Genomic DNA, 23,352 nt, shown 5'->3' on the forward strand with positions numbered 1-23,352 from the left:
CTTCTTCCGAGCGTCCTGTCCTGCCAAGCAGTCTGACTACATCATCCGCTCGGACCTTCACCCTACCGAGCGTCGCCGCCCCACGTGTGCCGACGCGACGGCGAGTTCCGGGCAGATGCGCCCGGAAACGGTCGACGAATCAGTTCGTGAGCTCGTCGACGAGCTCTTTCGCGGTCTCCACCGACTCCAGCAACTCCCCCACGTGCGCCTTGCTGCCCCGCAGCGGCTCGAGCGTGGGAATGCGGACCAGGGAGTCGCCACCGAGGTCGAAGATCACCGAATCCCAGCTCGCGGCCGCGATGTCGGCACCGAACTTGCGCAGGCATTCACCGCGGAAGTAGGCGCGGGTGTCGGTCGGCGGGGTGTCGACGGCGTCGAGCACCGCCTGCTCCGACACCAGGCGCTCCATCGACCCTCGGGCGACGAGCCGGTTGTACAGACCCTTGTCGAGGCGCACGTCCGAGTACTGCAGATCGACCAGATGCAGTCGCGGCGCGGACCAGTTGAGGCCCTCCCGGTTCCGGAAGCCCTCGAGCAGACGCAGCTTCGCCGGCCAGTCCAGCAGGTGGGCGCATTCCATCGGGTCCCGCTCGAGGAGGTCGAGCACCATCGCCCACTTCTCCAGCAGATCGGCCACTCGGGGGTCGTCGTTGCCCTCGGCGGACATGAACTTGTCGACCCGGTCCAGGTAGATCCGCTGCAACGCAAGCCCGGTCAGTTCCCGGCCGTCGGCCAGCGCGACCGTCGCGCGCAGCGTCGGGTCGTGGCTGATGTGGTGCACGGCGGTGACCGGTCGGGCCAGCTGCAGGTCGGTGAGATCGACACCGGCCTCGATGAGGTCCAGGACCAGCGCCGTCGTCCCGACCTTCAGGTACGTGGACATCTCGGCGAGGTTCGCGTCGCCGATGATGACGTGCAGGCGCCGGTACTTGTCCGCGTCGGCGTGCGGTTCGTCGCGGGTGTTGATGATGCCGCGCTTGAGCGTGGTCTCGAGCCCGACCTCCACCTCGATGTAGTCGGCCCGCTGGGACAGCTGGAAGCCTGCCTCGTCGCCGGACTGGCCGATGCCCACCCGGCCCGACCCGCAGATCACCTGACGGGACGCGAAGAACGGCGTCAGCCCGTTGATCACCGCGGAGAACGGCGTGGCCCGGGACATCAGGTAGTTCTCGTGGGTGCCGTACGACGCGCCCTTGCCGTCCACGTTGTTCTTGTACAACTGCAGTCGCGGGGCACCGGGGACGCTCGACGCGTGCCGCGCGGCCGCCTCCATCACGCGTTCGCCGGCCTTGTCCCAGATGACGGCGTCCAGGGGGTCGGTGACCTCCGGGGCCGAGTACTCGGGGTGCGCGTGGTCGACGTAGAGCCGAGCGCCGTTGGTGAGGATCATGTTGGCCGCGCCGACCTCGTCGGCGTCGATCACCGGCGCCGGGCCGCTGAGCCGGCCCAGGTCGAATCCGCGGGCGTCCCGCAGCGGGGATTCCACCTCGTAATCCCATCGGGTGCGCTTCGCGCGCGGCACTCCCGCGGCTGCCGCGTAGGCCAGCACCGCCTGGGTGGACGTCAAGATCGGATTGGCCGAAGGCTCGCTGGGTGAGGAGATTCCGTACTCGACTTCGACACCGATGATCCGCTGCATGCTGCCGAGCCTATGCGATCGCCCACGCCACCCGACGGCACACTCCTGCCGCGCGAGCCGTCGGCGTCCGGCGACTAGCCCGGCGAGCACTCCAGGTACCGGTCCGCCGAGATCGCCTCGAGCACGGTCCGGACCCCGGGCGGCGCCCACGAGTGAGTGCCGTCGGTGCCGATTCGAGGGTTCGTCAGGTGCACCGTCCGGCGGCGCGTCACGATGGTGCATCCGCCCGCCGCCACCACGTTTCGCACCCAGTCGCTGTGCGCCCCGTACGTGAGGGCGAACCGGTAGCGCCCGTCCACCACGAACACGTTGACGGGCGTGCGATAAGCCTTGCCGGATGTGCGGCCACGGTGCTCGACCAAGGCGAATCCGGGCAGGATTGTCGCGACGTGACGGCCCACCCGGTTGGTGACGACCCGGTTGAATCGGGCGATCGAACGCGGCAACGCCATGAACTCTCACCCCTTCGGCACCGGAACGAGCACCCGACGTCGACAGTACCGACGTTCGCCGGGGTGCTGGCAGGATCGACTCATGGATTCTGCACCGAACACCCCACCCGGCACGGACGAAGTGGTGGCGGTGTTCGACAAATCCGGACGGCCGGTGGGGTCCGCCGCGCGGTCCCGTGTCTACGCCGAGGGGCTGTGGCACGCGAGCGCCGGGGTGCTCGTCCGCTCCCGCGACGAACAGCGCCTCTACGTGCACCGGCGGTCGGACACGAAGACGGTGTTCGCCGGACACCACGACTGCCTGGCCGGCGGGGTCGTCGATCCCGGCGAGACCCCGGAGGAGGCCGCGGGCCGGGAACTGGCGGAGGAACTGGGCATCACCGGGGTGAGCCTCACCCCCATCGCGAGGGTGGTGTGGGACGGCGAGTGGCAGGGACTGCGGCTGCGCTGCCACCTCTACGCCTACGAGACGCACTGGGACGGGCCCGTCGTCCACCAGGCCAGCGAGATCGCGTCGGGCTGGTGGTGGACACCCCACGAATTGGTGACGCACCTGCGCGACCCGCGGTGGCCGTTCGTGCCGGACACGAGGGCACTCCTCGAGGACTACCTCGTGGCGCAGGACCGCTGACCCGACGGCACACGCGGCGGGAACCGTATCCCGGTTCCCGCCGCGCAGCGCGTGCCGTTCGGCCTACAGGTACTGGCCGGTGTTGGACTCGGTGTCGATGGCGCGGCTCGCGCTCGCGTTCTTACCGGTGACCAACGTGCGGATGTAGACGATCCGCTCGCCCTTCTTGCCCGAGATCCGGGCCCAGTCGTCGGGGTTGGTGGTGTTCGGCAGGTCCTCGTTCTCCGAGAACTCGTCGACGATGGAGTCGAACAGGTGCTGGACGCGCAGGCCCGGGGCACCGGTGTCGAGCACCGACTTGATCGCGTACTTCTTGGCGCGGTCGACGATGTTCTGGATCATCGCCCCCGAGTTGAAGTCCTTGAAGTACAGGACCTCCTTGTCGCCGTTGGCGTACGTGACCTCGAGGAAGCGGTTCTCCTCGCTCTCGGCGTACATGCGGTCGACGACCCGTTCGATCATCACCCGGATGCAGGCCGTGCGGTCGCCACCGAACTCCGCGATGTCGTCGCTGTGCACCGGAAGCGTCTCGACCAGGTACTTCGAGAAGATGTCCTGCGCCGACTCCGCGTCGGGGCGTTCGATCTTGATCTTCACGTCGAGGCGGCCGGGACGCAGGATCGCGGGGTCGATCATGTCCTCGCGGTTGGAGGCGCCGATCACGATGACGTTCTCGAGTCCCTCGACACCGTCGATCTCGCTGAGCAGCTGCGGCACCACGGTGGTCTCGACGTCGGAGGAGACACCCGATCCACGGGTGCGGAAGATCGAATCCATCTCGTCGAAGAACACGATCACGGGGGTGCCCTCGGACGCCTTCTCCCGGGCCCGCTGGAAGATCAGCCGGATGTGCCGCTCGGTCTCGCCGACGAACTTGTTCAGCAGCTCGGGGCCCTTGATGTTGAGGAAGTAGGACTTGGCTTCCTTGCTGTCCTGCCCCCGGGCCTCCGCGATCTTCTTGGCGAGCGAGTTGGCGACCGCCTTGGCGATGAGCGTCTTGCCGCACCCGGGCGGACCGTAGAGAAGCACGCCCTTGGGCGGGCGGAGCTCGTATTCGTGGAACAGGTCCTTGTGGAGGAACGGCAACTCGACGGCGTCGCGGATCTGCTCGATCTGCCGGCCGAGGCCGCCGATGTCGTCGTAGTGGACGTCGGGAACCTCTTCGAGGACGAGATCCTCGACCTCGGCCTTGGGGATCCGCTCGAACGCGTACCCGGCCTTGGTGTCGACGAGGAGGGAGTCGCCCGGCCGTAGTTTGCGGGTGGGTGATTCGGCGTCGTACGCGACCGATTCCCTCTCGCTGTCCGCGTACACGGTGGCGAGGGGTTCGGCGAGCCAGACGATCCGTTCCTCGTCGGCGTGGCCGACCACGAGGGCCCGCTGACCGTCGTCGAGGACCTCGCGCAGCGTGCTGATCTCACCGACGCGCTCGAAGGTGCCCGCTTCCACGATCGTGAGCGCCTCGTTGAGGCGCACGGTCTGACCGAGCTTGAGGGTCTCGGCATCGACGTTCGGGGAGCAGGTCAACCGCATCTTGCGTCCGGAGGTGAACACGTCCACGGTCTGATCGTCGTGCACTCCGAGCAGCACGCCGTACCCGCTCGGCGGCTGGCCGAGGCGGTCGACTTCCTCTCGAAGCGCAATGAGCTGCTGACGGGCCTCCTTGAGGGTGTCCATCAGCTTGGTGTTCCGGATGGACAGCGAGTCCACTCGCGATTCCATCTCACGAAGCTGTTCCGGCGACTCCGCGAGCTGCCTGCGCAGTGCCGACGCCTCCGCGCGCAACGCCTCGAGCTCTCGTGCGGCCGCAACCGAATCGGGGTTCTCTGTCGAGCTCATGTGCGTCTCCTCCCAATGAGATCTATCAACGCTACCGGCACTGCCCGAATTCTGCGCCGTGACACGGATTCTGCCGATTGCGAATCGGCATACATGACACCCTGGGCCACCGAAACTCTCATGTTAGCCTTACCTACCTGTCGAGCAGTGTCCTCTCTGTTCTGTGTAACGAAAGGGTTCGTCGTGATAATCCGCAAGCCCCTGAACGGCAGATCCTTCATCGGTAGGTCCGTGGTTGCCGTGGGCGCGGCGGTCGTCGCGCTCGGGATGTCGGCCTGCTCGTCCGACGACAGTTCCGGCACCGCCGCGGCCACGTCGTCCCAGGTAGACGCGACCGTCGCCGCCCCCACGTCGGAGGAACTGCTCGGTACGCTCCAGCTGCTCGTGGACCCGGCCCGGCCGGTCGACGAGAAAACCGTCGTGGTCGTCGACGGCGACGAACGCCGCCCGAATCTGGAGGCGATGACCGCCGCCATGGCCAACTACCCGGTGTCCTTCACGGTCACGGACGTGCAGGTGGAGGGCGATACCGCGACGGCGAACGTCGCGATCTCGAGCCCGCACGGCACGGCCGCTCCGACGGCGTGGACGTGGGAGAACGTCGACGGCGTGTGGAAGGTGTCGGACGAGAGCACGTGCACCCTGCTCGGCATGGCACGCGCGGGCTGCAGCTAGCACCTCGTCCTTCGGCGGCGCCCGCTCCGGGCGCCGCCGAAGGCGTGTCTCAGCCCTTGCCCGACCGGCGCTGCGGCTTGGGTGTGACGGTCCCCTCGGCGAGACGCCGGGCGCTGACCAGGAACGCGGTGTGGCCCTGCATCCGATGTTCCGGCCGCACCGCGAGCCCGACGACGTGCCAGCCACGGACGATCGACTCCCAGGACCGCGGCTCGGTCCAGCACTCCTGCTCGCGCATCGCCTCGACGACCTTGGAGAGCTGCGTCACAGTCGCGACGTAGACGACGAGCACACCGCCGGGAACCAGCGCCTTGGACACCGCGGGCAGCGCGTCCCAGGGGGCCAGCATGTCGAGGACCACCCGGTCGACCGGGCCGCCCGCCGCGTCGGCGTCGAACTCGGCGACGTCCGCGATGGTCAGGTCCCAGTTCGCGGGGCGTTCCCCGAAGAACGTCTCGACGTTCCGCACGGCGTGCTCGGCGTGATCGTCGCGCACCTCGTACGAGATGACCCGGCCTTCCGGCCCCACCGCGCGCAGCAGGGAGCATGTCAGTGCGCCCGAGCCCGCGCCGGCCTCGAGGACACGGGCGCCCGGGAAGACGTCGCCCTCGTGGACGATCTGCGCGGCGTCCTTCGGATAGATGACCTGCGCCCCGCGGGGCATCGACAGGACGTAGTCGACGAGCAGCGGACGCAGCGCGAGGTACGGGGTGCCGTTGGTGGACTTGACCACGCTGCCCTCGTCGGTGCCGATCAGGTCGTCGTGCAGGATTCCGCCGCGGTGCGTGTGGAACTCCTTGCCCGCCTCCAGATTGACCGTGTAGTGCCGACCCTTGCCGTCGGTCAACTGGACGCGATCGCCCACCCGAAACGGTCCACTCGGTCGCGTTTCGCGTCCCACCATCGTCACCGACTCCTCAGCCTGTTCGTCCGGCGCCGTCCGGCGCCCGCCCCGCAGCCCCGACACGACTGTCGGACCGGGGGCCTACCCTGCCAGGTGTGAGCATCTCAGAGTCGCCAGCCCCCGTCACAAAGGGTTCCCCGTCACAGCCCGGCGACACTTCGGCCACCCGCAGGCGGCCGGCCCTGTCACCATCCCGCGCCGGCGACTTCAAGCAGTGCCCTCTCCTCTACCGCTTCCGTGCCGTCGACCGGCTCCCCGAGGCACCGTCGCGCGCGCAGGTGAAGGGCACGGTGGTGCACGCCGCGCTCGAGACGCTGTTCGGGCTGCCCGCCGCCGAACGGGTCCCGCAGAAGGCGGTCGATCTGATCCTCCCGTCCTGGGAGCGCCTCCTCGCCGAGGCACCCGACCTGATGGACCTGGTCCCCGAGGACCAGCGCGAGGCGTTCCTCGACGAGGCGCGTTCGCTCGTCACCGCCTACTACCAGCTGGAGGACCCCACCCGGTTCGAGGCCGAATCGTGCGAACAGCGCGTCGAGACCGAACTCGCCGACGGGGTGCTGCTCCGCGGATTCGTCGACCGCATCGACGTCGCCCCCACCGGCGAGGTGCGGGTGGTCGACTACAAGACCGGCCGCGCACCCCGCGAGATGTCCGAGTCCAAGGCGCTGTTCCAGATGAAGTTCTACGCGCTGGTCCTGCTGCGCACCCGTGGCATCGTCCCGGCGCAGCTGCGGCTGCTGTATCTCGCGTCCGGCACGGTCCTCACCTACGCGCCCGACGAGGACGAACTGCTGCGGTTCGAGCGCACGCTGTCGGCGATCTGGAAGGCCATCCTGGCGGCGGGTGTCACCGGCGATTTCCGACCCAAGCCGAGCCGGCTGTGCGACTGGTGTGATCATAAGTCCCTGTGCCCCTCGTTCGGAGGAACGCCGCCTCCCTACCCGGGATGGCCGGAGGGGCCCGCCGAAGACGCACCAGGTTTCGAGGAGATTGTCGAATGAGTTCCGAGTCCTACTACGTACCACTCGGTTCGGAAGCACCGGGTGCGCCGGAAGTGGATTCGGACCAGAAGATCACGGTCGAGCGATTCGACAGCACCGATCTGACGATCAGCGTGTGGGCCGAGACCATGCAGCACGGCGCTCCCCCGTCTGCGCTGCTCGTGCGGGCACTCGAACGGTGCGCCCCTCGTGACGACGCGCGCATCACGCGGGTCGTGGTGGAGATCCTCGGCCCGATCCCGATCGCAGAACTCGAGGTCCGGTCCTGGGTGCAGCGGCCGGGCCGCCGGGTGGAGTTGGTGGTCGCCGAACTGTGGACCGTCGGCGACCGGCCCCGTGCCGTGGCGCGGGGCTCGGCGTGGCGCATGGAGACCGTCGACACGAGCGATGCCGCCCATGTCGTCGACCCGCCACTCGAACCTCGGTCCACCGGCCGGGAGGGCACGTTCAGCGAAGGCTGGAATTCGGGCTACCTGACGACCCTCGACTGGCGGTGGATCGCCGAGATGGGGTGCGAGGGCCCCGGCAAGCTGTGGGCGAGGCCGCGGCCCGCGCTGGTCCTCGGCGAAACCATGACGCCGCTCGAGCGGCTCTTCTCCATCGCGGACGTCGCCAACGGTGTGGGATCGAAACTCGACCCGGCCGACTGGACGTTCCTCAACACCGACCTCACCGTGCACATCTTCCGGGTCCCCGAGGGCGAATGGGTCGGCGTCGGCTCCGAGACGTCCATCGGACCCGACGGCGTGGGAATGTGCGCGGGCGTGCTGTACGACGAGACCGGCGCGGTCGGCCGGATCGCCCAGACCGTACAGGTCCGCGCCCGCTCCTGACCGGAACGGGCGCGGATCGTCCTGCGGCGGAACGAGATCAGAGTGCGCGGCAGGACCGGATGTTCGACGCGAGGATGGCCTTGGCACCGAGGTCCGCGAGTTCGTCCATCACTCCGTTGTGCCCCTTGATCGGCACCATCGCCCGGACCGCGACCCAGTTCTCGTCGGCGAGCGGCGACAGCGTCGGCGACTCGAGTCCGGGGGTGATCTTCAGCGCGTCGTCGAGGATCGTCTTCGGGCAGTCGTAGTCGAGCATCAGATTCTGCTGCGCGAAGACGATGCCACGCACCCGCTCGACCAACTGATTGCGTGCGGAATCGTCGGCAGGCGAACCGGCCCGCTCGATGAGCACACCCTCGGAGTCGCACAGGGTGTCACCGAATGCGACCAGGTTGTGCTGGCGCAGCGTGCGGCCGGACCCGACGACGTCGGCGATCGCGTCCGCGACCCCGAGCTGGATGGAGATCTCCACGGCGCCGTCGAGGCGGATGACCGAGGCCTCGATCCCGCGTGCGGAGAGGTCGTCGCGCACCAGGTTGGGGTAGGACGTGGCGATCCGGAGTCCGGCGAGGTCCTCGACCTTCCAGTCCTTGCCGGCGGGGGCGGCGTACCGGAACGTGGAGCGGCCGAATCCGAGCGACAGCCGCTCGGCGACCGGGGCGCCCGAGTCACGGGCCAGGTCGCGGCCGGTGATGCCGAGATCGAGTTCACCGGAACCGACGTAGATCGCGATGTCCTTGGGGCGCAGGAAGAAGAACTCGACCTGATTGGACGGGTCGAGGACGGTCAGGTCGCGGGAGTCGGTGCGACGACGGTAGCCGGCCTCGGAGAGGATTTCGGCGGCGGACTCGGACAGCGAGCCCTTGTTGGGGACTGCGACGCGCAGCATGGCTGAGGGTTCCTTTCGGGAGCGGGTGGAGGAGTCTCGATCACCGATCACAGATGTCGGTAGACGTCCTCGAGTTTCAGGCCCTTACCCACCATCAGCACCTGCGTCCAGTACAGCAGTTGGGAGATCTCCTCGGCGAGCGCCTCGTCGCTCTCGTGCTCGGCGGCGATCCACACCTCACCCGCCTCTTCGAGGATCTTCTTTCCCTGCGAATGGACGCCGGCGTCGAGGGCGGCAACGGTGCCGGACCCCTCGGGGCGGGTAGCGGCACGCTCGGTCAGCTCGGCGAACAGGGATTCGAAGGTCTTCACGAGGACCCATTGTTTCACGCCGCCGCGGACCTCTCCGAACCGGTCACCACCCGAGTGTGCGGCGACTCTCGAAGCGGCGGACCCCGCCCGAACGGGGATCGGTGAACTCGATGGCCCGCGCCAGCAACCGCAACGGGGTCGAGAAGTCGCCGGGCTCCGATCGGCGGAAGTCCGGGTAGTAGTTGTCGCCCTCGATCGGCAGCCCCAGCGACGACATGTGCAGCCGCAGTTGGTGCGTCCGGCCGGTCTTCGGCAACAGCCGGTAGCGGGCGCGGCCGTCCCGGGTCTCGATCAGGTCGACGACGGTTTCGCTGTTCGGCTCTCCCGGTTCCTCCGTGGCCGTCATGATCCCGTGTTCCTTGACGATGCGGCTGCGGATGGTGCGCGGAAACTCCAGCGCGGGATCGTGTCCGGCGACGGCCTCGTATTCCTTGGTGACCTGCTGGGAGACGAACAGTTCCTGATACGCCCTGCGGTCCTCCGGCCGGATCAGGAACACCAGCACACCGGCCGTCATCCGGTCGAGCCGGTGGGCCGGGGTGAGATCGGGGAGGTCCAGCGTCCGCCGCAACCGCACGACCGCCGTCTCGGTGATGTGCGCACCCCGCGGAATGGTCGCGAGGAAATGGGGCTTGTCGATCACCACGAGTTGGTCGTCGCGGTGGAGGATGTCGATCTCGAACGGAACCGGGATCTCGGGTGCGGGGTCGCGGTAGAAGTACACGAATCGGGTCGGCGCATAGCGGGTGCCGCGGTCGACCACCCTGCCGTGTTCGTCGACGACTTCCCCACCGTCGATCAGCGACAGCCAGTGCGCCCGCTCGTCGGGGTACGTCTCGACCAGGAATTCGGCGACGGTCTTCGCCCCGAGCCCGGCCGGCATCCGGATGCGATCGGGACCGAGGCCGTTGCGGACGGGCAGCGGCGCCCCGGCCACCTCAGCCCGCCCGGTTCTCGGTGCAGCCGGCGCACACGAGCACGAGTTCGCGGCCCCGATCTTCCGGCAGATTCTCGTACCGGGACGTCGGGCCGCCGCATCGGGTGCAGCGTCCCAGGGTCTTGGCCCCATCGCTGAACTCGATGGTCATCCGCTTGTCGAAGACGTACAGCGACCCCTCCCACAGACCCGAGTCACCGAACGCCTCGCCGTAGCGGACGATGCCGCCGTCCAGTTGGTAGACCTCACCGAACCCGCGCGAACGCATCAGCGAGGACAGGACCTCGCACCGCACTCCCCCGGTGCAGTAGGTGACGACGGCCTTGTCCTTGAGATGGTCGTATTTGCCGCTGTCGAGTTCGTGCACGAAGTCGCGGGTGGTGGACACGTCCGGCACGACGGCGTCCCGGAAGCGGCCGATCTCCGCCTCGAAGCCGTTGCGTCCGTCGAAGAAGACGACGTCGTCACCGCGCCCCTCGACCAGGCGGTGCACCTCGTCCGGCGCCAGGTGGGTACCGCCGCCGACGACACCGTTCGCGTCCACCTTCAGCTCGCCCGGCGCACCGAACGTCACGATCTCCGGCCGCACCTTCACGCTGAGCCGCGGGAAGTCGGCGCCGAGCCCGTCCGACCACTTGATGTCGGCGTCCTTGAACGGCGCGTAGCTGCGTGTTCCCTTCACGTACCGCTTGACGTCGCGGATGTCGCCGCCGACGGTCGCGTTGATGCCGTGCTCGGAGACGAGGATCCGGCCCGTCAGGTTGTGCGCCTCGGCCAGCGTGTACTGCCAGAGCCGGATCGCCTCCGGGTCGGCGAGCGGAGTGAACACGTAGAACAGCACGATTTTCGGGACAGCCACGGGAAACCAGACTACCTAGAGACGTACACCGCTCGGCTGGGCCCAGGCCTCGGCCAGATCGGCACCGGTGAGACCTTCGAGGCTGCCGCGGAACACCCGCCCCGGGCCGTCCGCCACCGGGATCTCGCACGGGACGATGAGGACGACGCAGCCCGCGGCCTGCGCGGACGCGGCACCGGTGGGCGAGTCCTCGACGGCGAGGCACTGCGACGGGTGCAGCCCGAGCAGCTCCGCACCCCGCAGGTACGGGTCCGGGTGCGGTTTGCCTGCCGGCACCTCGTCGCCGCACACCGAGTGGTCGAAGTGGTGCCTGCCGAGTGTCTCGAGCGCCCGCTCGGTGAGCCGGCGCTCGGTGTTGGTCACCAGCGCCGACCTCAGTCCGTGTGCCCGGGCGGTCCGCAGCGCGTCGTGGGCGCCCGGCCGCCACGGGATCCCGTCGCCGAACAGTTCCTCGACGCGGGTGAACATCCATTCCTTGGCCTCGGCGAGCGCCGCCGGATCCCGGTCGAGTCCGAGAGCGTCGAAGATGACGCCGAGAGCGTTGGCGCTGGACGCGCCGATCGTCTTCAGGCGTGTCTCCTCGGTCATCGGACCGCCGAGGTGCAGCGACAACTCGCGGACCGCGACGTCCCACATCTTCTCGGAATCGAGCAGCGTTCCGTCCATGTCCCACAGCACGCCTGCGAGACCGTCGAATGCCTCAGACATTGAAGTACTTCGCCTCGGGGTGGTGCAGCACGAACGCATCCGTGGACTGCTCGGGGTGCAACTGCAGTTCCTCCGACAACTTCACACCGATCCGTTCGGGTTCGAGGAGAGCGACCATCTTCGCGCGGTCCTCCAGGTTGGGGCAGGCGCCGTACCCGAAGGAGTAGCGCGCGCCGCGGTAGGCGAGGTCGAAGAACCCGGACACCTCCGACGGATCCTGCTCGGCCACGTTGTGACCGCCGGGCAGCACGAGTTCCTCGCGGACCCGCTGATGCCAGTACTCGGCCAGCGATTCCGTCAGCTGCACACCGATGCCGTGCACCTCGAGGTAGTCGCGGTACGCGTTGGCGGCGAACAGCTCGTTCGCGAAGTCCGCGATCGGCTGGCCCATGGTGACGAGCTGCATCGGGAACACGTCGACCTGACCGGTCTCCTTCGCCTCGGTGCGGGACCGGACGAAGTCGGCGACGCAGAGGAACCGGTCGCGGTGCTGGCGCGGGAACGTGAACCGGAAGCGTTCCTCCGCGTCCGGTGCCGGGTCGGTGAGCACGACCACGTCGTCACCCTCGGACACGGCGGGGAAGTAGCCGTACACCACGGCGGCGTGCGCGAGGATTCCCTCGGTGCTCAGCCGGTCGAGCCAGTACCGCAGTCGTGGGCGGCCCTCCGTATCCACCAGCTCCTCGTAGGTGGGACCGTCGCCGGAACGCTGCCCGCGCAGACCCCACTGCCCGAGGAACAGGGCGCGCTCGTCCAGCAGTCCGGCGTAGTCGGACAGCGAGACACCCTTCACGATCCGGTTGCCCCAGAACGGCGGGCTCGGGACGACGATGTCGGTGGCCACGTCGGACCGTTCCGGCACCTCGATCGGGGTCTCGGCGGCCTTGCGTTTCTCCGCGATCCGCTTGGACCGTTCGTGGCGGGCCTTGCGTTCGGCCGCCTTCTCCCGGGCGGCGATCGCTTCCGGGCTGTCCGGGTCGGGTCCGCCGCCGCGTTTGACGGCCATGATCTCGTCCATCTTGTGCAGGCCCTCGAATGCGTCGCGCGCGTAGCTGACGTCGCCCTCGTACACCTCGGCCAGGTCGTTCTCCACGTACGAGCGGGTCAGCGCGGCACCGCCGAGGAGGACGGGGAACTTCTCCGCGACACCCTTGGCGTTGAGTTCCTGCAGGTTGTCCTTCATCACCACGGTCGACTTCACGAGCAGACCGGACATGCCGATGACGTCGGCCTTCTGCTCGATCGCCGCGTCGAGGATCGTCGCGATCGGCTGCTTGATGCCGAGGTTCACCACGTCGTACCCGTTGTTGCTGAGGATGATGTCGACGAGGTTCTTGCCGATGTCGTGGACGTCGCCCTTCACGGTGGCGATGACGATGCGGCCCTTGCCGTCCTCGTCGGTGGCCTCCATGTGGGGTTCGAGGTACGCCACGGCCGCCTTCATCACCTCGGCGGACTGCAGCACGAACGGCAACTGCATCTGCCCGGACCCGAAGAGTTCGCCGACGGTCTTCATGCCGGACAGCAGGGTCTCGTTGATGATCGCGAGCGGCGGCTTCTCCTCCATCGCCGCGGTGAGGTCGTCGTCGAGACCGTTGCGTTCACCGTCGACGATGCGCCGTTCCAGCCGCTCGAACAGCGGCAGCGCCGCCAGTTCCTGGGCGCGGGATTCGCGTGCCGACGCCGCGGAGACGCCCTCGAACAGCTCCATCAGCTTCTGCAGCGGGTCGTAGCCCTCGCGACGGCGGTCGTAGACCAGGTCGAGGGCCGTTTCGCGCTGTTCGTCGGGGATCCGCGCCATCGGCAGGATCTTCGACGCGTGCACGATGGCCGTGTCGAGGCCCGCCTCGGTGCACTCGTGCAGGAACACCGAGTTCAGGACCTGCCGGGCGGCCGGGTTGAGACCGAACGAGATGTTGGACACGCCGAGGGTGAAGTGCACCCGCGGATGCCGTTTCTTCAGTTCGCGGATCGCGTCGATCGTCTCGATGCCGTCGCGTCGGACCTCCTCCTGACCGGTGGAGATCGGGAAGGTCAGCGCGTCGATGATGATGTCGGACTCGTCGAGGCCCCAGTTCACGGTGATGTCGTCGAGCAGGCGCTCGGCGATGCGGACCTTGTGCTCGGCGGTGCGCGCCTGCCCCTCCTCGTCGATGGTCAGCGCGACGACGGCGGCGCCGTGCTCCTTGACGAGCCGCATGATCTTCTGGAACCGCGAGTCCGGTCCGTCGCCGTCCTCGTAGTTGACGGAGTTGACGGCGCACCGGCCGCCGAGGTGTTCGAGGCCGGCCTGCAGGACCGCGGGCTCGGTGGAGTCGAGCATGATCGGCAGAGTCGACGACGTCGCGAACCGGCTCGCGAGGGCGGCCATGTCGGCGGCGCCGTCGCGTCCGACGTAGTCGACGTTGAGGTCGAGCATGTGGGCGCCGTCGCGGGTCTGGTCCTTCGCGATGTCGAGGCACTTCTGGTAGTCCTCGGCGATCATCGCCTCACGAAATGCCTTGGAGCCGTTGGAGTTCGTCCGCTCACCGATCATCAGGATGCTGGCGTCCTGCTCGAACGGCACCGCCGTGTACAGCGACGACGTCCCCGACTCGTGGACCGGGTTGCGCGCGGCCTTCTCGACGAGGCGGACCGCTTCGGCCACCTGGCGGATGTGTTCCGGGGTGGTGCCGCAGCAGCCGCCGACCAGACCGAGACCGAACTCGGTGACGAAGCCGCTGAGCGCCTCGGCGAGTTCCTCCGCGGTGAGCGGGTACTCGGCGCCGTTCGGGCCGAGCTGCGGCAGTCCGGCGTTGGGCATCACCGACACGGGCAGGGAGCTGTACTTGGACAGGTGGCGGAGATGTTCGCTCATCTCGGCGGGACCGGTCGCGCAGTTGAGCCCGATCATGTCGATACCGAGCGGTTCGAGCGCGGTCAGCGCGGCACCGATCTCACTGCCGAGCAGCATCGTGCCGGTGGTCTCGACCGTGACGTGGGTGATGATCGGCAGCCGCGACCCGAGCGTCTCCATCGCCCGCTGACTACCCAGGATGGCGGCCTTCACCTGCAGCAGGTCCTGGCAGGTCTCGACGAGGATCGCGTCGGCGCCCCCGTCGATCATGCCCATCGCGGCCTCCGCGTAGGCGTCGCGCAGGGTCGCGAACGGCGCGTGGCCGAGCGTCGGCAGCTTGGTTCCGGGGCCCATCGAGCCGAGGACGAAGCGGCCCATCCCGTCGCGTCCCGGCCCCATCTCGTCGGCGACCTCACGCGCCAGCCGGGTTCCCTTCTCTGCCAGTTCCCGGATACGGTCCGATATGTCGTAATCGGCGAGGTTGGGGAGATTGCACCCGAACGTGTTGGTCTCGACGGCGTCGGCCCCGGCCTCGAAGTACGCGCGGTGGATCTCTTTCAGCACGTCAGGGCGGGTGTCGTTGAGGATTTCGTTGCAGCCTTCGAGCCCGAGGAAGTCGTCGAGCGTGAGGTCCGCGGCCTGCAACATGGTGCCCATGGCTCCGTCGCCGATGACAACGCGCTGGTTCAACGCATCGAGCAGGGCAGAGTGAAATGGCGCAGACATGCCGTCCAGACTAGTGGGCGCGCGAACCAATGCTGGCCGTAGGCTGGGTGGGTGAGTTCCAGTGAGTTCCCCGTCACGCCTGCGGGCCCCGACGACGACACCCCCGGCACCGCGTACGACGGTGCCACCGACAGCGCCGACGACGGTGCCACCGACACTGGCGTGCCCGTACTTCGTGACCCTGTTCTCGTCGCCGCCTTCGAGGGCTGGAACGACGCCGGCGACGCCGCGAGCGGAGCCGTCGAGCACCTCGAACTGACCTGGGACGCCCAGCCGCTGGCCGAGCTGGACTCCGAGGAGTACTACGACTACCAGGTCAATCGACCCACGGTCCGGCAAGTGGACGGTGTCACCCGGGAGATCGTGTGGCCCGCCACCCGGCTGTCGGTGTGCTCGCCCCCTGGCAGCGACCGCGACGTGGTGCTGCTGCGCGGAATCGAACCGAACATGCGCTGGCGGAGTTTCTGCGAGGACCTTCTCGAGCTGATCGATCAACTGCAGATCAACACCGTGGTGATCCTCGGGGCGCTGCTCGCGGACACCCCGCACACGCGGCCGGTCCCGGTGACGGGCAGCGCGTACAGCAGCGAGGCCGCCGAGCGGTTCAAGCTCGAGCAGACCCGGTACGAGGGACCGACCGGGATCACCGGGGTGCTGCAGGACGCGTGTGTCCGGGCCGGTGTGCCTGCGGTGTCGTTCTGGGCGGCCGTGCCCCATTACGTGTCCCAGCCGCCGAACCCCAAGGCGACCGTGGCTCTGCTGCAACGGGTCGAGGACGTCCTGGACATCGAGGTGCCCCTCGGGGAACTCCCGTCGCAGGCCGACGACTGGCAGGAAGCCGTCACCGAGATGACCGCGGACGACGAGGAGATCGGCGACTACGTCCGCTCACTCGAGGAGCGCGGCGACGCCGAGACCGACATCTCCGACGCCATCTCGAAGATCGACGGTGACGCGCTCGCGGCCGAGTTCGAGCGGTATCTCCGCAGGCGTGGGCCCGGCAGCTTCGGGCTGTGACGAAGAACTCGTCCGAATCGCTTCGTTCCTCGCTCCAGCGCACGGCGCTCTACGCCGGCGGATTCCTCGGCCCGTTCGGCGGCGGGGTGGTCGCCTCGATCCTTCCCGAGATCGGTGACGACCTCGGCGTGAGCGCGTCCGCCGCGGCCGGGTCGCTGACCGCGTACCTGCTGCCGTTCGCGTTGCTGATGCTGGTGTCGGGCACGCTGGGCGCCCGGTGGGGGCAGATGCGGACCGTGCGGATCGCGTACGGCGTCTACCTGCTGTCGTCGCTGGCCTGCTTCGCGGCGCCGACGCTGCCGCTGTTCCTCGGCGCCCGCGTGCTCCAGGGATGTTCCAACTCGTTCACGACGCCACTGTTGCTGGCCGCGCTCGCCGCCTCGACGCCGAAGAAGCACCTCGGCCGGGCGCTGGGGATCTTCGGCGCCTTCCAGGCCGCGGGACAGTCGAGTGCCCCGCTCGTCGGCGGCCTCGCGGCGGAGGTCGACTGGCGGCTCGCGTTCCTCGTCATCGCCCTCGTGGCCGCGGTGCTGGGTCTGGTCGGTGTTCCAGACAGCCCGCCCGCCGAGCCGGGGGCGGCGCGTCCGCGACTGCGGGACGCCCTCACCCCGTCGGTGCTGAGAATCGGGGTGGTCGCGCTCCTCGGCTGGGGCGCACTCGGTGGGCTGAGCTTCCTGGTCGCGTTCCGCGCCGAGGACGTGTTCGGCCTGAGCCCCACCCAGCGCGGCCTGCTGCTCACCGGGTTCGGTGTCGCCGGCATCCTCACCGCGCGCCTCGTCGGCGGTGTCATCGACAAGATCGGGGCCCGCTCCGCCGTGCTGATCGGCGCGTTCGTCGGGGCGGCTCTCGTCGCCGCCGCCGGGACGGTATCGCTCCTCGCGGTCGTGGCCGTGGCGTGGTTCGCGGCCGGAACCGCAGGTCAGTTCATCCTGGTCGGCGTCAACGCCGCCGTGCTCGGGTCGCCGGGCCCGAACCGGGGCGGCGCGGTGTCCGTCGTGCAGGCGTTGCGGTTCACCGGCAACGCGCTCGCGCCGATCACCCTCACCCCGGTGTACGCGGTGTCGCCCGCGGCGGGGTTCCTTCTGCCCGCCGTGCTCCTCGCAGTGCTGGCCCCACTGCTGATACCCCGCGACCGGCCCCCTGCCTGACATGCTTTCTGGGACGCTGTGAGCTGTTCCTGATTCTCACGTAACGTGCGCGCAGCTGTTACGACACTCCGGGGGCGCAGCCTTTGTGCATGGCCCACACACCGAGTTCGAGCAAGCTGCTGGTCGTCGGCAACGGTATGGCCGGCGCCCGCACCGTCGAGGAGATCCTGAACCGCGGGGGCGTGAGCGGTTCGAGATCACCATGATCGGCGACGAGCCCTACGGCAACTACAACCGGATCATGCTCTCGCACGTGCTGTCCGGGGAGGCGGCCGTCGACGACGAGGACCTGATCCTCAACCCAGTGGGCTGGTACACGGCGAACGGTGTGAAACTTCACGCCGGTGACCGCGCGGTCGCGCTCGACCGGTTCGCGAAGACCGTCACGTGCGAGAGCGGCCGCGTCGTCGACTACGACGTGCTGATCGTCGCGACGGGAAGCAACACGTTCTTCCCCAACATGGACGGATTGCGCGAGCACGACGGCCGCCTGGCCCGCGGGGTGTTCGGATTCAGGAACCTCGCCGACACCAACGGCATGCTGCAGATGGCGCAGGCCCGCGACGACGTGTCCGCGGTGGTCATCGGCGGCGGTCTGCTCGGTCTGGAGGCGGCGTACGGGCTGCGCACTCAGGGACTCACCGTCAACGTCGTGCACTCCCCCGGCCACCTGATGAACCAGCAACTCGACGAGCGCGGCGGCAGCGTCCTGCGCGCCGAGATCGAGAAACTCGGTGTCGGCGTCCACACCTCGATGCGGACCACCGCCGTGCTCCGTGACGACGCAGGCCTGGTGACCGGGGTCTCGTTCGTCGACGGCTCCACGCTGGACGCCGACATGGTGGTCGTCACCGCCGGCATCCGGCCCAACACCGAACTGGCGCGGGCCGCAGGACTGGTGGTCGAGCGCGGGATCGTCGTGGACGACCAGATGCGCTGCGAGGACGAGGGTTCGGTGTACGCCGTCGGCCAATGCGCGCAGCACCGGGGAGAAACCTACGGCCTGGTCGCCCCGGTGTGGGAGGCCGCGATGGGCGTCAAGGGACCGGAGACGGCGGACGACAAGTTCGTCCAGTACTACGAACCGCGCAGCGGCACGTACAAGAGCCTCGTCGTCCGGGACGGAAAGCTGATCGGCGCCACCCTGATGGGCGACATCAGCAAGGCCGGCTTCCTCACACAGGCGTTCGACGGCAAGGTGCCGCTGCCCGAGGAGCGCATCAGCATGCTCTTCGACGTCGGGGCGCCGAGCGCCGCGCCAAGTGTCGCCGACCTTCCCGCCGACCTGCAGGTGTGTAACTGCAGCGGCGTGAGCAAGGGCGACCTGGTGGCCTGCGTCTACTCCGGCGCGAAGACCCTCACCGACGTCTGCGCCCAGACCCGCGCGGGCAAGGGCTGCGGGTCGTGCAAGGGACTCGTCGCCGACATCGTGGCCTGCGCCGCGGGCGGCGAACTCGAAGCAGACCCCTCCGCCGACTGGTACGTGCCGTGCATCCCGATGAGCAAACCGGAACTCATCGCGACCATCCGGGAACGCGATCTGCGCGCCGTGTCCCAGGTGTTCGCCGAACTCGCGACGGACGCGAAGGAGGACGCGTCCGCGAAAGATGCCGCTCGCGTCGCTGCTCCGCACGATCTGGGGTCCCGATTGGGTGGACGAGCGCGGTGCGCTGTTCATCAACGACCGTGTGCACGCCAACATCCAGCGCGACGGCACGTTCTCGGTGGTCCCGCAGATGAAGGGCGGCGTCACCACGCCGGATCAGCTCCGCAAGATCGCCGATGTCGCCGACAAGTACGGCGTGCCGCTCGTGAAGGTCACCGGCGGGCAGCGCATCGACCTGCTCGGCATCAAGAAGGAGGACCTCCCCAAGGTGTGGGGCGACCTCGACATGCCGTCCGGGTTCGCGTACGGCAAGAGCATGCGCACGATCAACTACCCGGTCCTGAAGGACGCGGGTTTGCTGCTCACGTTCTCACTGGCTGTGAGAGGGGTGGCTGCTTTAGGCACGGTTGATTGGGCGGCCCGGTAGTTGTTGTGTCCGAGTGCGGCGATGTTGGCGGCGGCGTTATAGTCGGCGTGGCCGGTCCATCCGCAGCCGCGGCACCGGAACAGTGCTTGACTGTGCCTGTTCGCGGTGTCGCAGTGCCCGCACTGGTGGCAAGTCTTACTGGTATTGCGCGGGTTGATCACCTGCACCGGCACTCCTGCGGCTTGCGCCTTGTAGGTGATCTGGTCGCGCAGTTGCGCGTATGCCCAGGAGTGCAGTTGTTGCCGTTGTCTGCGTGCGAGCCGTACCCGGTCCCGGATTCCCGATAGGTCTTCTACCGCGATCCCTTGACCGGTGCGTTGTGCTTGGGCAACGATCGTTTTCGAGAGTTGGTGGTTGATGTCGGAGGCGTACCGAGTCTCCTTCCTCCGCCGTTTCTTCAGTTTCCGTTTCGCGGACTTGGTCCCCACCTTCTGCAGCGCGGACCGGATGGTTGCGTACTTTTTCCGGCGGGCCGTGACCGCACCACCGGACCACCGGACGTCCAGTTCAGCCGGGTCGTCTGCGGTGGTCACCGCCAGGTTCACGATCCCCAAGTCCACACCCAGCCACCCGGTGGCGTCGTCGGCGGGAACCAGCTGCTGCGGGGCGTCGGTGTCGACGGTTGCATGCAGGTAGAAACATCCGTCCCGGAAAATCAGATCCGACTCGCCTTTGCGGTCGGCGAGCATTGTCAGCTGCCACGGCGCGCACACGAATCCGACGTCGCGCATCCGGCCCGCGCTCGTCCAGATCGACACCGTCGATCGATCGACCTGCCACGACAAGCACCGATCGTCGAACGGTTGGCCCGCGTCCGGACGGAACACGATCGCCTTACCCGCAACCTTCGCATACCGGCTCGATCCCGGCGCGCCGTAATTCCCGTTGAGCAGGTTCGCCGTCCGGGTCGCGTACGCATCCGCGACCTTCTTGATCACCCGGATCGCCGGCTGCGCCGACAACCCACACGCCTTGAGCCGGGCATAGACCTGCTTCTGCAGCGCGAACGGACGCCGATCAGCGGCGGTGTGCGCGAACTGCGCAACCAAGTTCGCCCCCGCATTGCACAACTCCAGTGTCGATGTCAGCGCCACATACTGCTCCGGGGTCGGAGCCAGCTTCACGACAACGATCCGCTTCACACCCCGCGCCCTTCCGTTCACCGACCCGATGCGGGCAAATCATGGCAGAGGTGTGTGACAAGTTCGGCGCAACGTCGACCGAGTTCACCGGAGAAACCGACCACGTCCACCTACTGATCCACTACCCACCCACCGTGCAACTGTCCACCCTGGTCAACAGCCTCAAGGGCGTCTCCGCCCGATACCTGCGCCAAAAGTTCCCCGACCACATCCAGAAATACCTGTGGGGCAACCACTTCTGGTCACCGTCCTACTTCGCCGCCTCCGCCGGCGGAGCCCCACTCGCCATCATCGCCGAGTACATCACCAACCACAAACGAACCGAACCCACTCAAGGAAGCGACCCCGCTATGCGCGATCGCGCAGTACAGAATCAGCTTCCTCCCGGCCCTGAAGGGCCAGGCCTCCTCTGATCAATCCGGTGAAAGTCCGCCCGATTGCGCTCTGCCCTGGTACGGCGTGCCTTTCGGGAAAACTGCGGCACCGCTGTCATCATGAGGCCAAGGCCGCAGCTGAAGGGGCTCGTCGCATGGACAGATCGCTGATCGAGTGAGTACCGTCGCCAGCCCGGAACGACGGGGCCGGTCAGGTGACCGCCCGCGGACCGGTGACCGGACCGCCGGAACCGTGTTCCGTACGGACATCGAGGGTTTGCGGGCCCTCGCGGTGCTGGCCGTGGTGTTCTTCCACGCGGGTGTGCCCGGGATCGACGGCGGGTTCGCGGGTGTCGACGTCTTCTTCGTCGTCTCGGGGTTTCTCATCACCGGTCTGCTGTGGCGGGACGTGGCGGCCACCGGCCGCGTGGGGCTGGCCGAATTCTACGGCGCCCGTGCCCGGCGACTGCTGCCCGCCGGGTGCGTCGTGCTGGTGGCCACCGCGATAGCCGCCGCCGTACTCCTTCCCCCACTGCAGGCCCGCGCGGTCCTCGGTGACGGGATCGCCAGCGCGCTCTACGTCGGCAACTACCGGCTGGCGCTGCACGGCACCGACTACCTGGCCGCCGACACGCCGCCGTCACCGTTCCAGCACTACTGGTCGCTGGGCGTCGAAGAGCAGTTCTACCTGCTGTGGCCTGCACTGATCATCGGGGTCGCCTGGCTCGTGCGGCGCCGGACACGACGCCTCGGCCCGGACCACGCACCGTCGGCGACCCCGTATCTGCTCGTCCTCGCGGTGGTCGCGGCGGTGTCGTTCGCGGTCTCACTCGACTGGACCCGCACGCTGCCGCCGTGGGCGTTCTTCTCGCTGCCCGCCCGCGCGTGGGAGCTGGCCGCCGGTGGGTTGGTCGCGCTGTCGGTTCGGCACTGGCGGCGCCTGCCGCCGGTGGTCGCCGCGGCCGCCGGCTGGGCGGGTCTTGCACTGATCGTCTTCGCCTGTGTTCGGCTGGGCGAGACGACGCCCTACCCCGGCACCGCCGCGCTGCTGCCCGTTCTCGGCACGGTGCTGGTGATCGGCGCAGGCTGTGCGGCACCGCGGCTGGGAGTCGGCCGGGGCCTGTCCCTGCCGCCGATGCGGGCCGTCGGGCGAGTGTCCTACTCCTGGTATCTCTGGCACTGGCCGGTGCTGCTGCTCGCGCCGATCGTGCTCGGCCGCTCTCTCGACCTGACCGATCGACTGGCGATGGTCATGGTGTCCGCAGGCCTGGCCGGACTGACACTGGCCCTGGTCGAGAACCCGGTCCGCTTCGCGGCTCCGCTGCGCCGCTCGGCCTCGCGCAGCCTCGTCCTCGGCGGAGCCGTCACCGCCGTCGCCGTCGGTGCGGCGCTGGTGCTGCTGGTGGCGCGACCGGTCCCGGTCGGTCACGGCGCCGCCGCAGAAGCCCTCACCGTCTCGGCACCGGTCGAATCGGCTACTCCCGCAATCGATCCTCGTGACGCGGCGGTGAACGACATGACCGCGCAAGTGCAGTCGGCGGTCGCGGACGCTGCTGCGCTGCAGGCGGTCCCGTCGAATCTGTCGCCACCGCTCGCCGACGCACCGGCAGACAAGCCTGCGGTGTTCGTCAACGGCTGCGTGCGGTCGTGGCTCGAGGTGGGGCAGGACGAGTGCGCATCGGGTGACGTGGCGTCCGCGACGACGGTGGCGCTGGTCGGGGATTCGCATGCCGCGATGTGGGCCCCGGCGTTCGAAGCGGCCGCCGAGCAGCGCCATTGGCGGCTGGAGACGATGGGCAAGGTCACCTGCCCGCTCCTCGATCTGCCCCTCACCAGCCCCTATCTCGGACGGGAATACAGCGAGTGCGAGCAGTGGCGAGGCGAGATCCTCGACCGGCTGCGCACCGAACGGCCCCGCCTGGTCGTGCTGAGCATGTCCCGGCGGTACGGCGCCGATTTCGGTTTCAGCGTGTACGGCAGGCCCTGGCTCGACAGCCTGACCCGGCTGGTCACGGAACTCCGGGCCACGGGTGCGTCCGTCCTCGTCCTCGGGCCCGTCCCGGATCCGCAGTCGACCGTGCCGACGTGCCTGTCGGCGCACCTCGACGACGCGACTGCCTGCTCACCGCCACGGCCGGTAGCGGTCGACGACGCCGGGGTCGCGGCCGAGGCAGCCGCCACCGCGGCAGGCGGCGGACGGTACGCCGATCTCACCGCCCTGTTCTGCACCGCCGAGCGCTGCCCGGTCGTCGTCGGCAACGACCTCGTGTACCGCGACGACAACCACCTGACGCTCGAACACGCGCAGGCGCTCTCCCCCGTGATCGCCGCGCTGGCCGACCGCGCACTCGCGCAGGGCTGACGGGCGGCCGGCGAAAAAATCCGGTTCGGATGTCAC

The 23,352-nt window shown here is 68.5% G+C and carries 18 protein-coding genes and 2 pseudogenes; 9 read left to right on the forward strand and 11 right to left on the reverse strand.

What is annotated here, in order from left to right:
• Positions 1-139: 139 nt before the first annotated feature.
• Entirely contained in the window at positions 140-1,639 is a 1,500-nt protein-coding gene (dop, locus tag ACFU5V_RS25495) for a depupylase/deamidase Dop (RefSeq protein ID WP_007299057.1), read from the reverse strand.
• Positions 1,640-1,713: 74 nt separating this feature from the next.
• Positions 1,714-2,091 carry a nitroreductase family deazaflavin-dependent oxidoreductase gene (locus ACFU5V_RS25500; protein ID WP_378702866.1) on the reverse strand — a complete coding sequence of 126 codons (378 nt, stop codon included), beginning with the start codon at positions 2,089-2,091 and terminating at the stop codon, positions 1,714-1,716.
• A gap of 82 nt (positions 2,092-2,173) precedes the next feature.
• Between ACFU5V_RS25500 and ACFU5V_RS25505 the strand changes: the two genes are divergently transcribed.
• Positions 2,174-2,722: an NUDIX domain-containing protein gene (locus ACFU5V_RS25505; protein ID WP_378440837.1), complete on the forward strand. Its 549-nt coding sequence runs from the start codon at positions 2,174-2,176 to the stop codon at positions 2,720-2,722.
• A 63-nt stretch (positions 2,723-2,785) separates the two neighbouring features.
• Here ACFU5V_RS25505 and arc read toward each other — a convergent pair whose 3' ends face one another.
• Positions 2,786-4,561, reverse strand: coding sequence for a proteasome ATPase (gene arc / locus ACFU5V_RS25510; protein WP_378440839.1), 1,776 nt, complete (start codon positions 4,559-4,561; stop codon positions 2,786-2,788).
• Between the two features lie 183 nt (positions 4,562-4,744).
• Between arc and ACFU5V_RS25515 the strand changes: the two genes are divergently transcribed.
• Positions 4,745-5,236 carry a hypothetical protein gene (locus ACFU5V_RS25515; protein WP_378702867.1) on the forward strand — a complete coding sequence of 164 codons (492 nt, stop codon included), beginning with the start codon at positions 4,745-4,747 and terminating at the stop codon, positions 5,234-5,236.
• A 49-nt stretch (positions 5,237-5,285) separates the two neighbouring features.
• Here ACFU5V_RS25515 and ACFU5V_RS25520 read toward each other — a convergent pair whose 3' ends face one another.
• The gene (locus ACFU5V_RS25520) at positions 5,286-6,140 is read right to left on the reverse strand and encodes a tRNA (adenine-N1)-methyltransferase (RefSeq protein ID WP_072941736.1); all 855 of its coding nucleotides are present in this window, start codon (positions 6,138-6,140) and stop codon (positions 5,286-5,288) included.
• Between the two features lie 95 nt (positions 6,141-6,235).
• Between ACFU5V_RS25520 and ACFU5V_RS25525 the strand changes: the two genes are divergently transcribed.
• Together ACFU5V_RS25525 and ACFU5V_RS25530 are read left to right on the forward strand one after the other, a co-directional pair.
• Complete coding sequence (locus ACFU5V_RS25525) at positions 6,236-7,141, forward strand: RecB family exonuclease (RefSeq protein WP_378702868.1); 906 nt, start codon at positions 6,236-6,238, stop codon at positions 7,139-7,141.
• Positions 7,138-7,974 carry a thioesterase family protein gene (locus ACFU5V_RS25530; protein WP_378702869.1) on the forward strand — a complete coding sequence of 279 codons (837 nt, stop codon included), beginning with the start codon at positions 7,138-7,140 and terminating at the stop codon, positions 7,972-7,974. Before ACFU5V_RS25525 ends, ACFU5V_RS25530 begins: the two co-directional genes overlap by 4 nt.
• A gap of 37 nt (positions 7,975-8,011) precedes the next feature.
• Here ACFU5V_RS25530 and hisG read toward each other — a convergent pair whose 3' ends face one another.
• Genes hisG through metH form a run of 6 tightly spaced genes read right to left on the reverse strand, consistent with a single transcriptional unit; the run spans position 8,012 to position 15,240 of the window.
• Positions 8,012-8,863: an ATP phosphoribosyltransferase gene (gene hisG / locus ACFU5V_RS25535; RefSeq protein ID WP_012687844.1), complete on the reverse strand. Its 852-nt coding sequence runs from the start codon at positions 8,861-8,863 to the stop codon at positions 8,012-8,014.
• Positions 8,864-8,910: 47 nt separating this feature from the next.
• A complete protein-coding gene (locus ACFU5V_RS25540; protein ID WP_009473527.1) occupies positions 8,911-9,192 on the reverse strand; it encodes a phosphoribosyl-ATP diphosphatase in 282 nt (93 codons plus the stop codon).
• 25 nt (positions 9,193-9,217) lie between these two features.
• Positions 9,218-10,111, reverse strand: coding sequence for a pseudouridine synthase (locus ACFU5V_RS25545; protein ID WP_378702870.1), 894 nt, complete (start codon positions 10,109-10,111; stop codon positions 9,218-9,220).
• A gap of 1 nt (position 10,112) precedes the next feature.
• Positions 10,113-10,970, reverse strand: a complete 858-nt coding sequence (locus ACFU5V_RS25550; protein WP_378702871.1) for a rhodanese-related sulfurtransferase — start codon at positions 10,968-10,970, stop codon at positions 10,113-10,115.
• A 15-nt stretch (positions 10,971-10,985) separates the two neighbouring features.
• Positions 10,986-11,678, reverse strand: a complete 693-nt coding sequence (locus tag ACFU5V_RS25555) for an HAD family hydrolase (protein WP_378437562.1) — start codon at positions 11,676-11,678, stop codon at positions 10,986-10,988.
• Positions 11,671-15,240: a methionine synthase gene (gene metH, locus ACFU5V_RS25560; protein ID WP_378437560.1), complete on the reverse strand. Its 3,570-nt coding sequence runs from the start codon at positions 15,238-15,240 to the stop codon at positions 11,671-11,673. The genes ACFU5V_RS25555 and metH overlap by 8 nt, the downstream gene beginning before the upstream one ends.
• A 51-nt stretch (positions 15,241-15,291) precedes the next feature.
• Here metH and ACFU5V_RS25565 point away from each other — a divergent pair, with 51 nt between their 5' ends.
• From ACFU5V_RS25565 to ACFU5V_RS25575, 3 genes and pseudogenes are all read left to right on the forward strand, one after another.
• Positions 15,292-16,257 carry a PAC2 family protein gene (locus ACFU5V_RS25565; RefSeq protein ID WP_378437558.1) on the forward strand — a complete coding sequence of 322 codons (966 nt, stop codon included), beginning with the start codon at positions 15,292-15,294 and terminating at the stop codon, positions 16,255-16,257.
• Entirely contained in the window at positions 16,254-17,405 is a 1,152-nt protein-coding gene (locus ACFU5V_RS25570) for an MFS transporter (protein ID WP_378702872.1), read from the forward strand. The genes ACFU5V_RS25565 and ACFU5V_RS25570 overlap by 4 nt, the downstream gene beginning before the upstream one ends.
• An 89-nt stretch (positions 17,406-17,494) precedes the next feature.
• A pseudogene (locus ACFU5V_RS25575) lies at positions 17,495-19,339 on the forward strand (FAD-dependent oxidoreductase); the annotation flags it as partial.
• 2 nt (positions 19,340-19,341) lie between these two features.
• Here ACFU5V_RS25575 and ACFU5V_RS25580 read toward each other — a convergent pair.
• Complete coding sequence (locus ACFU5V_RS25580; protein WP_378702873.1) at positions 19,342-20,580, reverse strand: RNA-guided endonuclease InsQ/TnpB family protein; 1,239 nt, start codon at positions 20,578-20,580, stop codon at positions 19,342-19,344.
• A gap of 23 nt (positions 20,581-20,603) precedes the next feature.
• Between ACFU5V_RS25580 and tnpA the strand changes: the two are divergent.
• Positions 20,604-20,915 (forward strand): annotated as a pseudogene (gene tnpA, locus ACFU5V_RS25585) (IS200/IS605 family transposase); the annotation flags it as partial.
• 214 nt (positions 20,916-21,129) lie between these two features.
• A complete protein-coding gene (locus ACFU5V_RS25590) occupies positions 21,130-23,316 on the forward strand; it encodes an acyltransferase family protein (protein WP_378702874.1) in 2,187 nt (728 codons plus the stop codon).
• Positions 23,317-23,352: the final 36 nt, after the last annotated feature.

It is taken from the genome of Rhodococcus sp. NPDC057529, assembly GCF_042802055.1.
Lineage (GTDB): Bacteria > Actinomycetota > Actinomycetes > Mycobacteriales > Mycobacteriaceae > Rhodococcus_F.

Bases quoted from the DNA above. Each gene is read 5' to 3' on its own strand.
- ACFU5V_RS25555 (WP_378437562.1), bottom strand. From the start codon at position 11,678: ATGTCTGAGGCATTCGACGGTCTCGCAGGCGTGCTGTGGGACATGGAC.
- arc (WP_378440839.1), bottom strand. From the start codon at position 4,561: ATGAGCTCGACAGAGAACCCCGATTCGGTTGCGGCCGCACGAGAGCTC.
- metH (WP_378437560.1), bottom strand. From the start codon at position 15,240: ATGTCTGCGCCATTTCACTCTGCCCTGCTCGATGCGTTGAACCAGCGC.
- dop (WP_007299057.1), bottom strand. From the start codon at position 1,639: ATGCAGCGGATCATCGGTGTCGAAGTCGAGTACGGAATCTCCTCACCC.
- ACFU5V_RS25500 (WP_378702866.1), bottom strand. From the start codon at position 2,091: ATGGCGTTGCCGCGTTCGATCGCCCGATTCAACCGGGTCGTCACCAAC.
- hisG (WP_012687844.1), bottom strand. From the start codon at position 8,863: ATGCTGCGCGTCGCAGTCCCCAACAAGGGCTCGCTGTCCGAGTCCGCC.
- ACFU5V_RS25505 (WP_378440837.1), top strand. From the start codon at position 2,174: ATGGATTCTGCACCGAACACCCCACCCGGCACGGACGAAGTGGTGGCG.
- ACFU5V_RS25530 (WP_378702869.1), top strand. From the start codon at position 7,138: ATGAGTTCCGAGTCCTACTACGTACCACTCGGTTCGGAAGCACCGGGT.
- ACFU5V_RS25520 (WP_072941736.1), bottom strand. From the start codon at position 6,140: ATGGTGGGACGCGAAACGCGACCGAGTGGACCGTTTCGGGTGGGCGAT.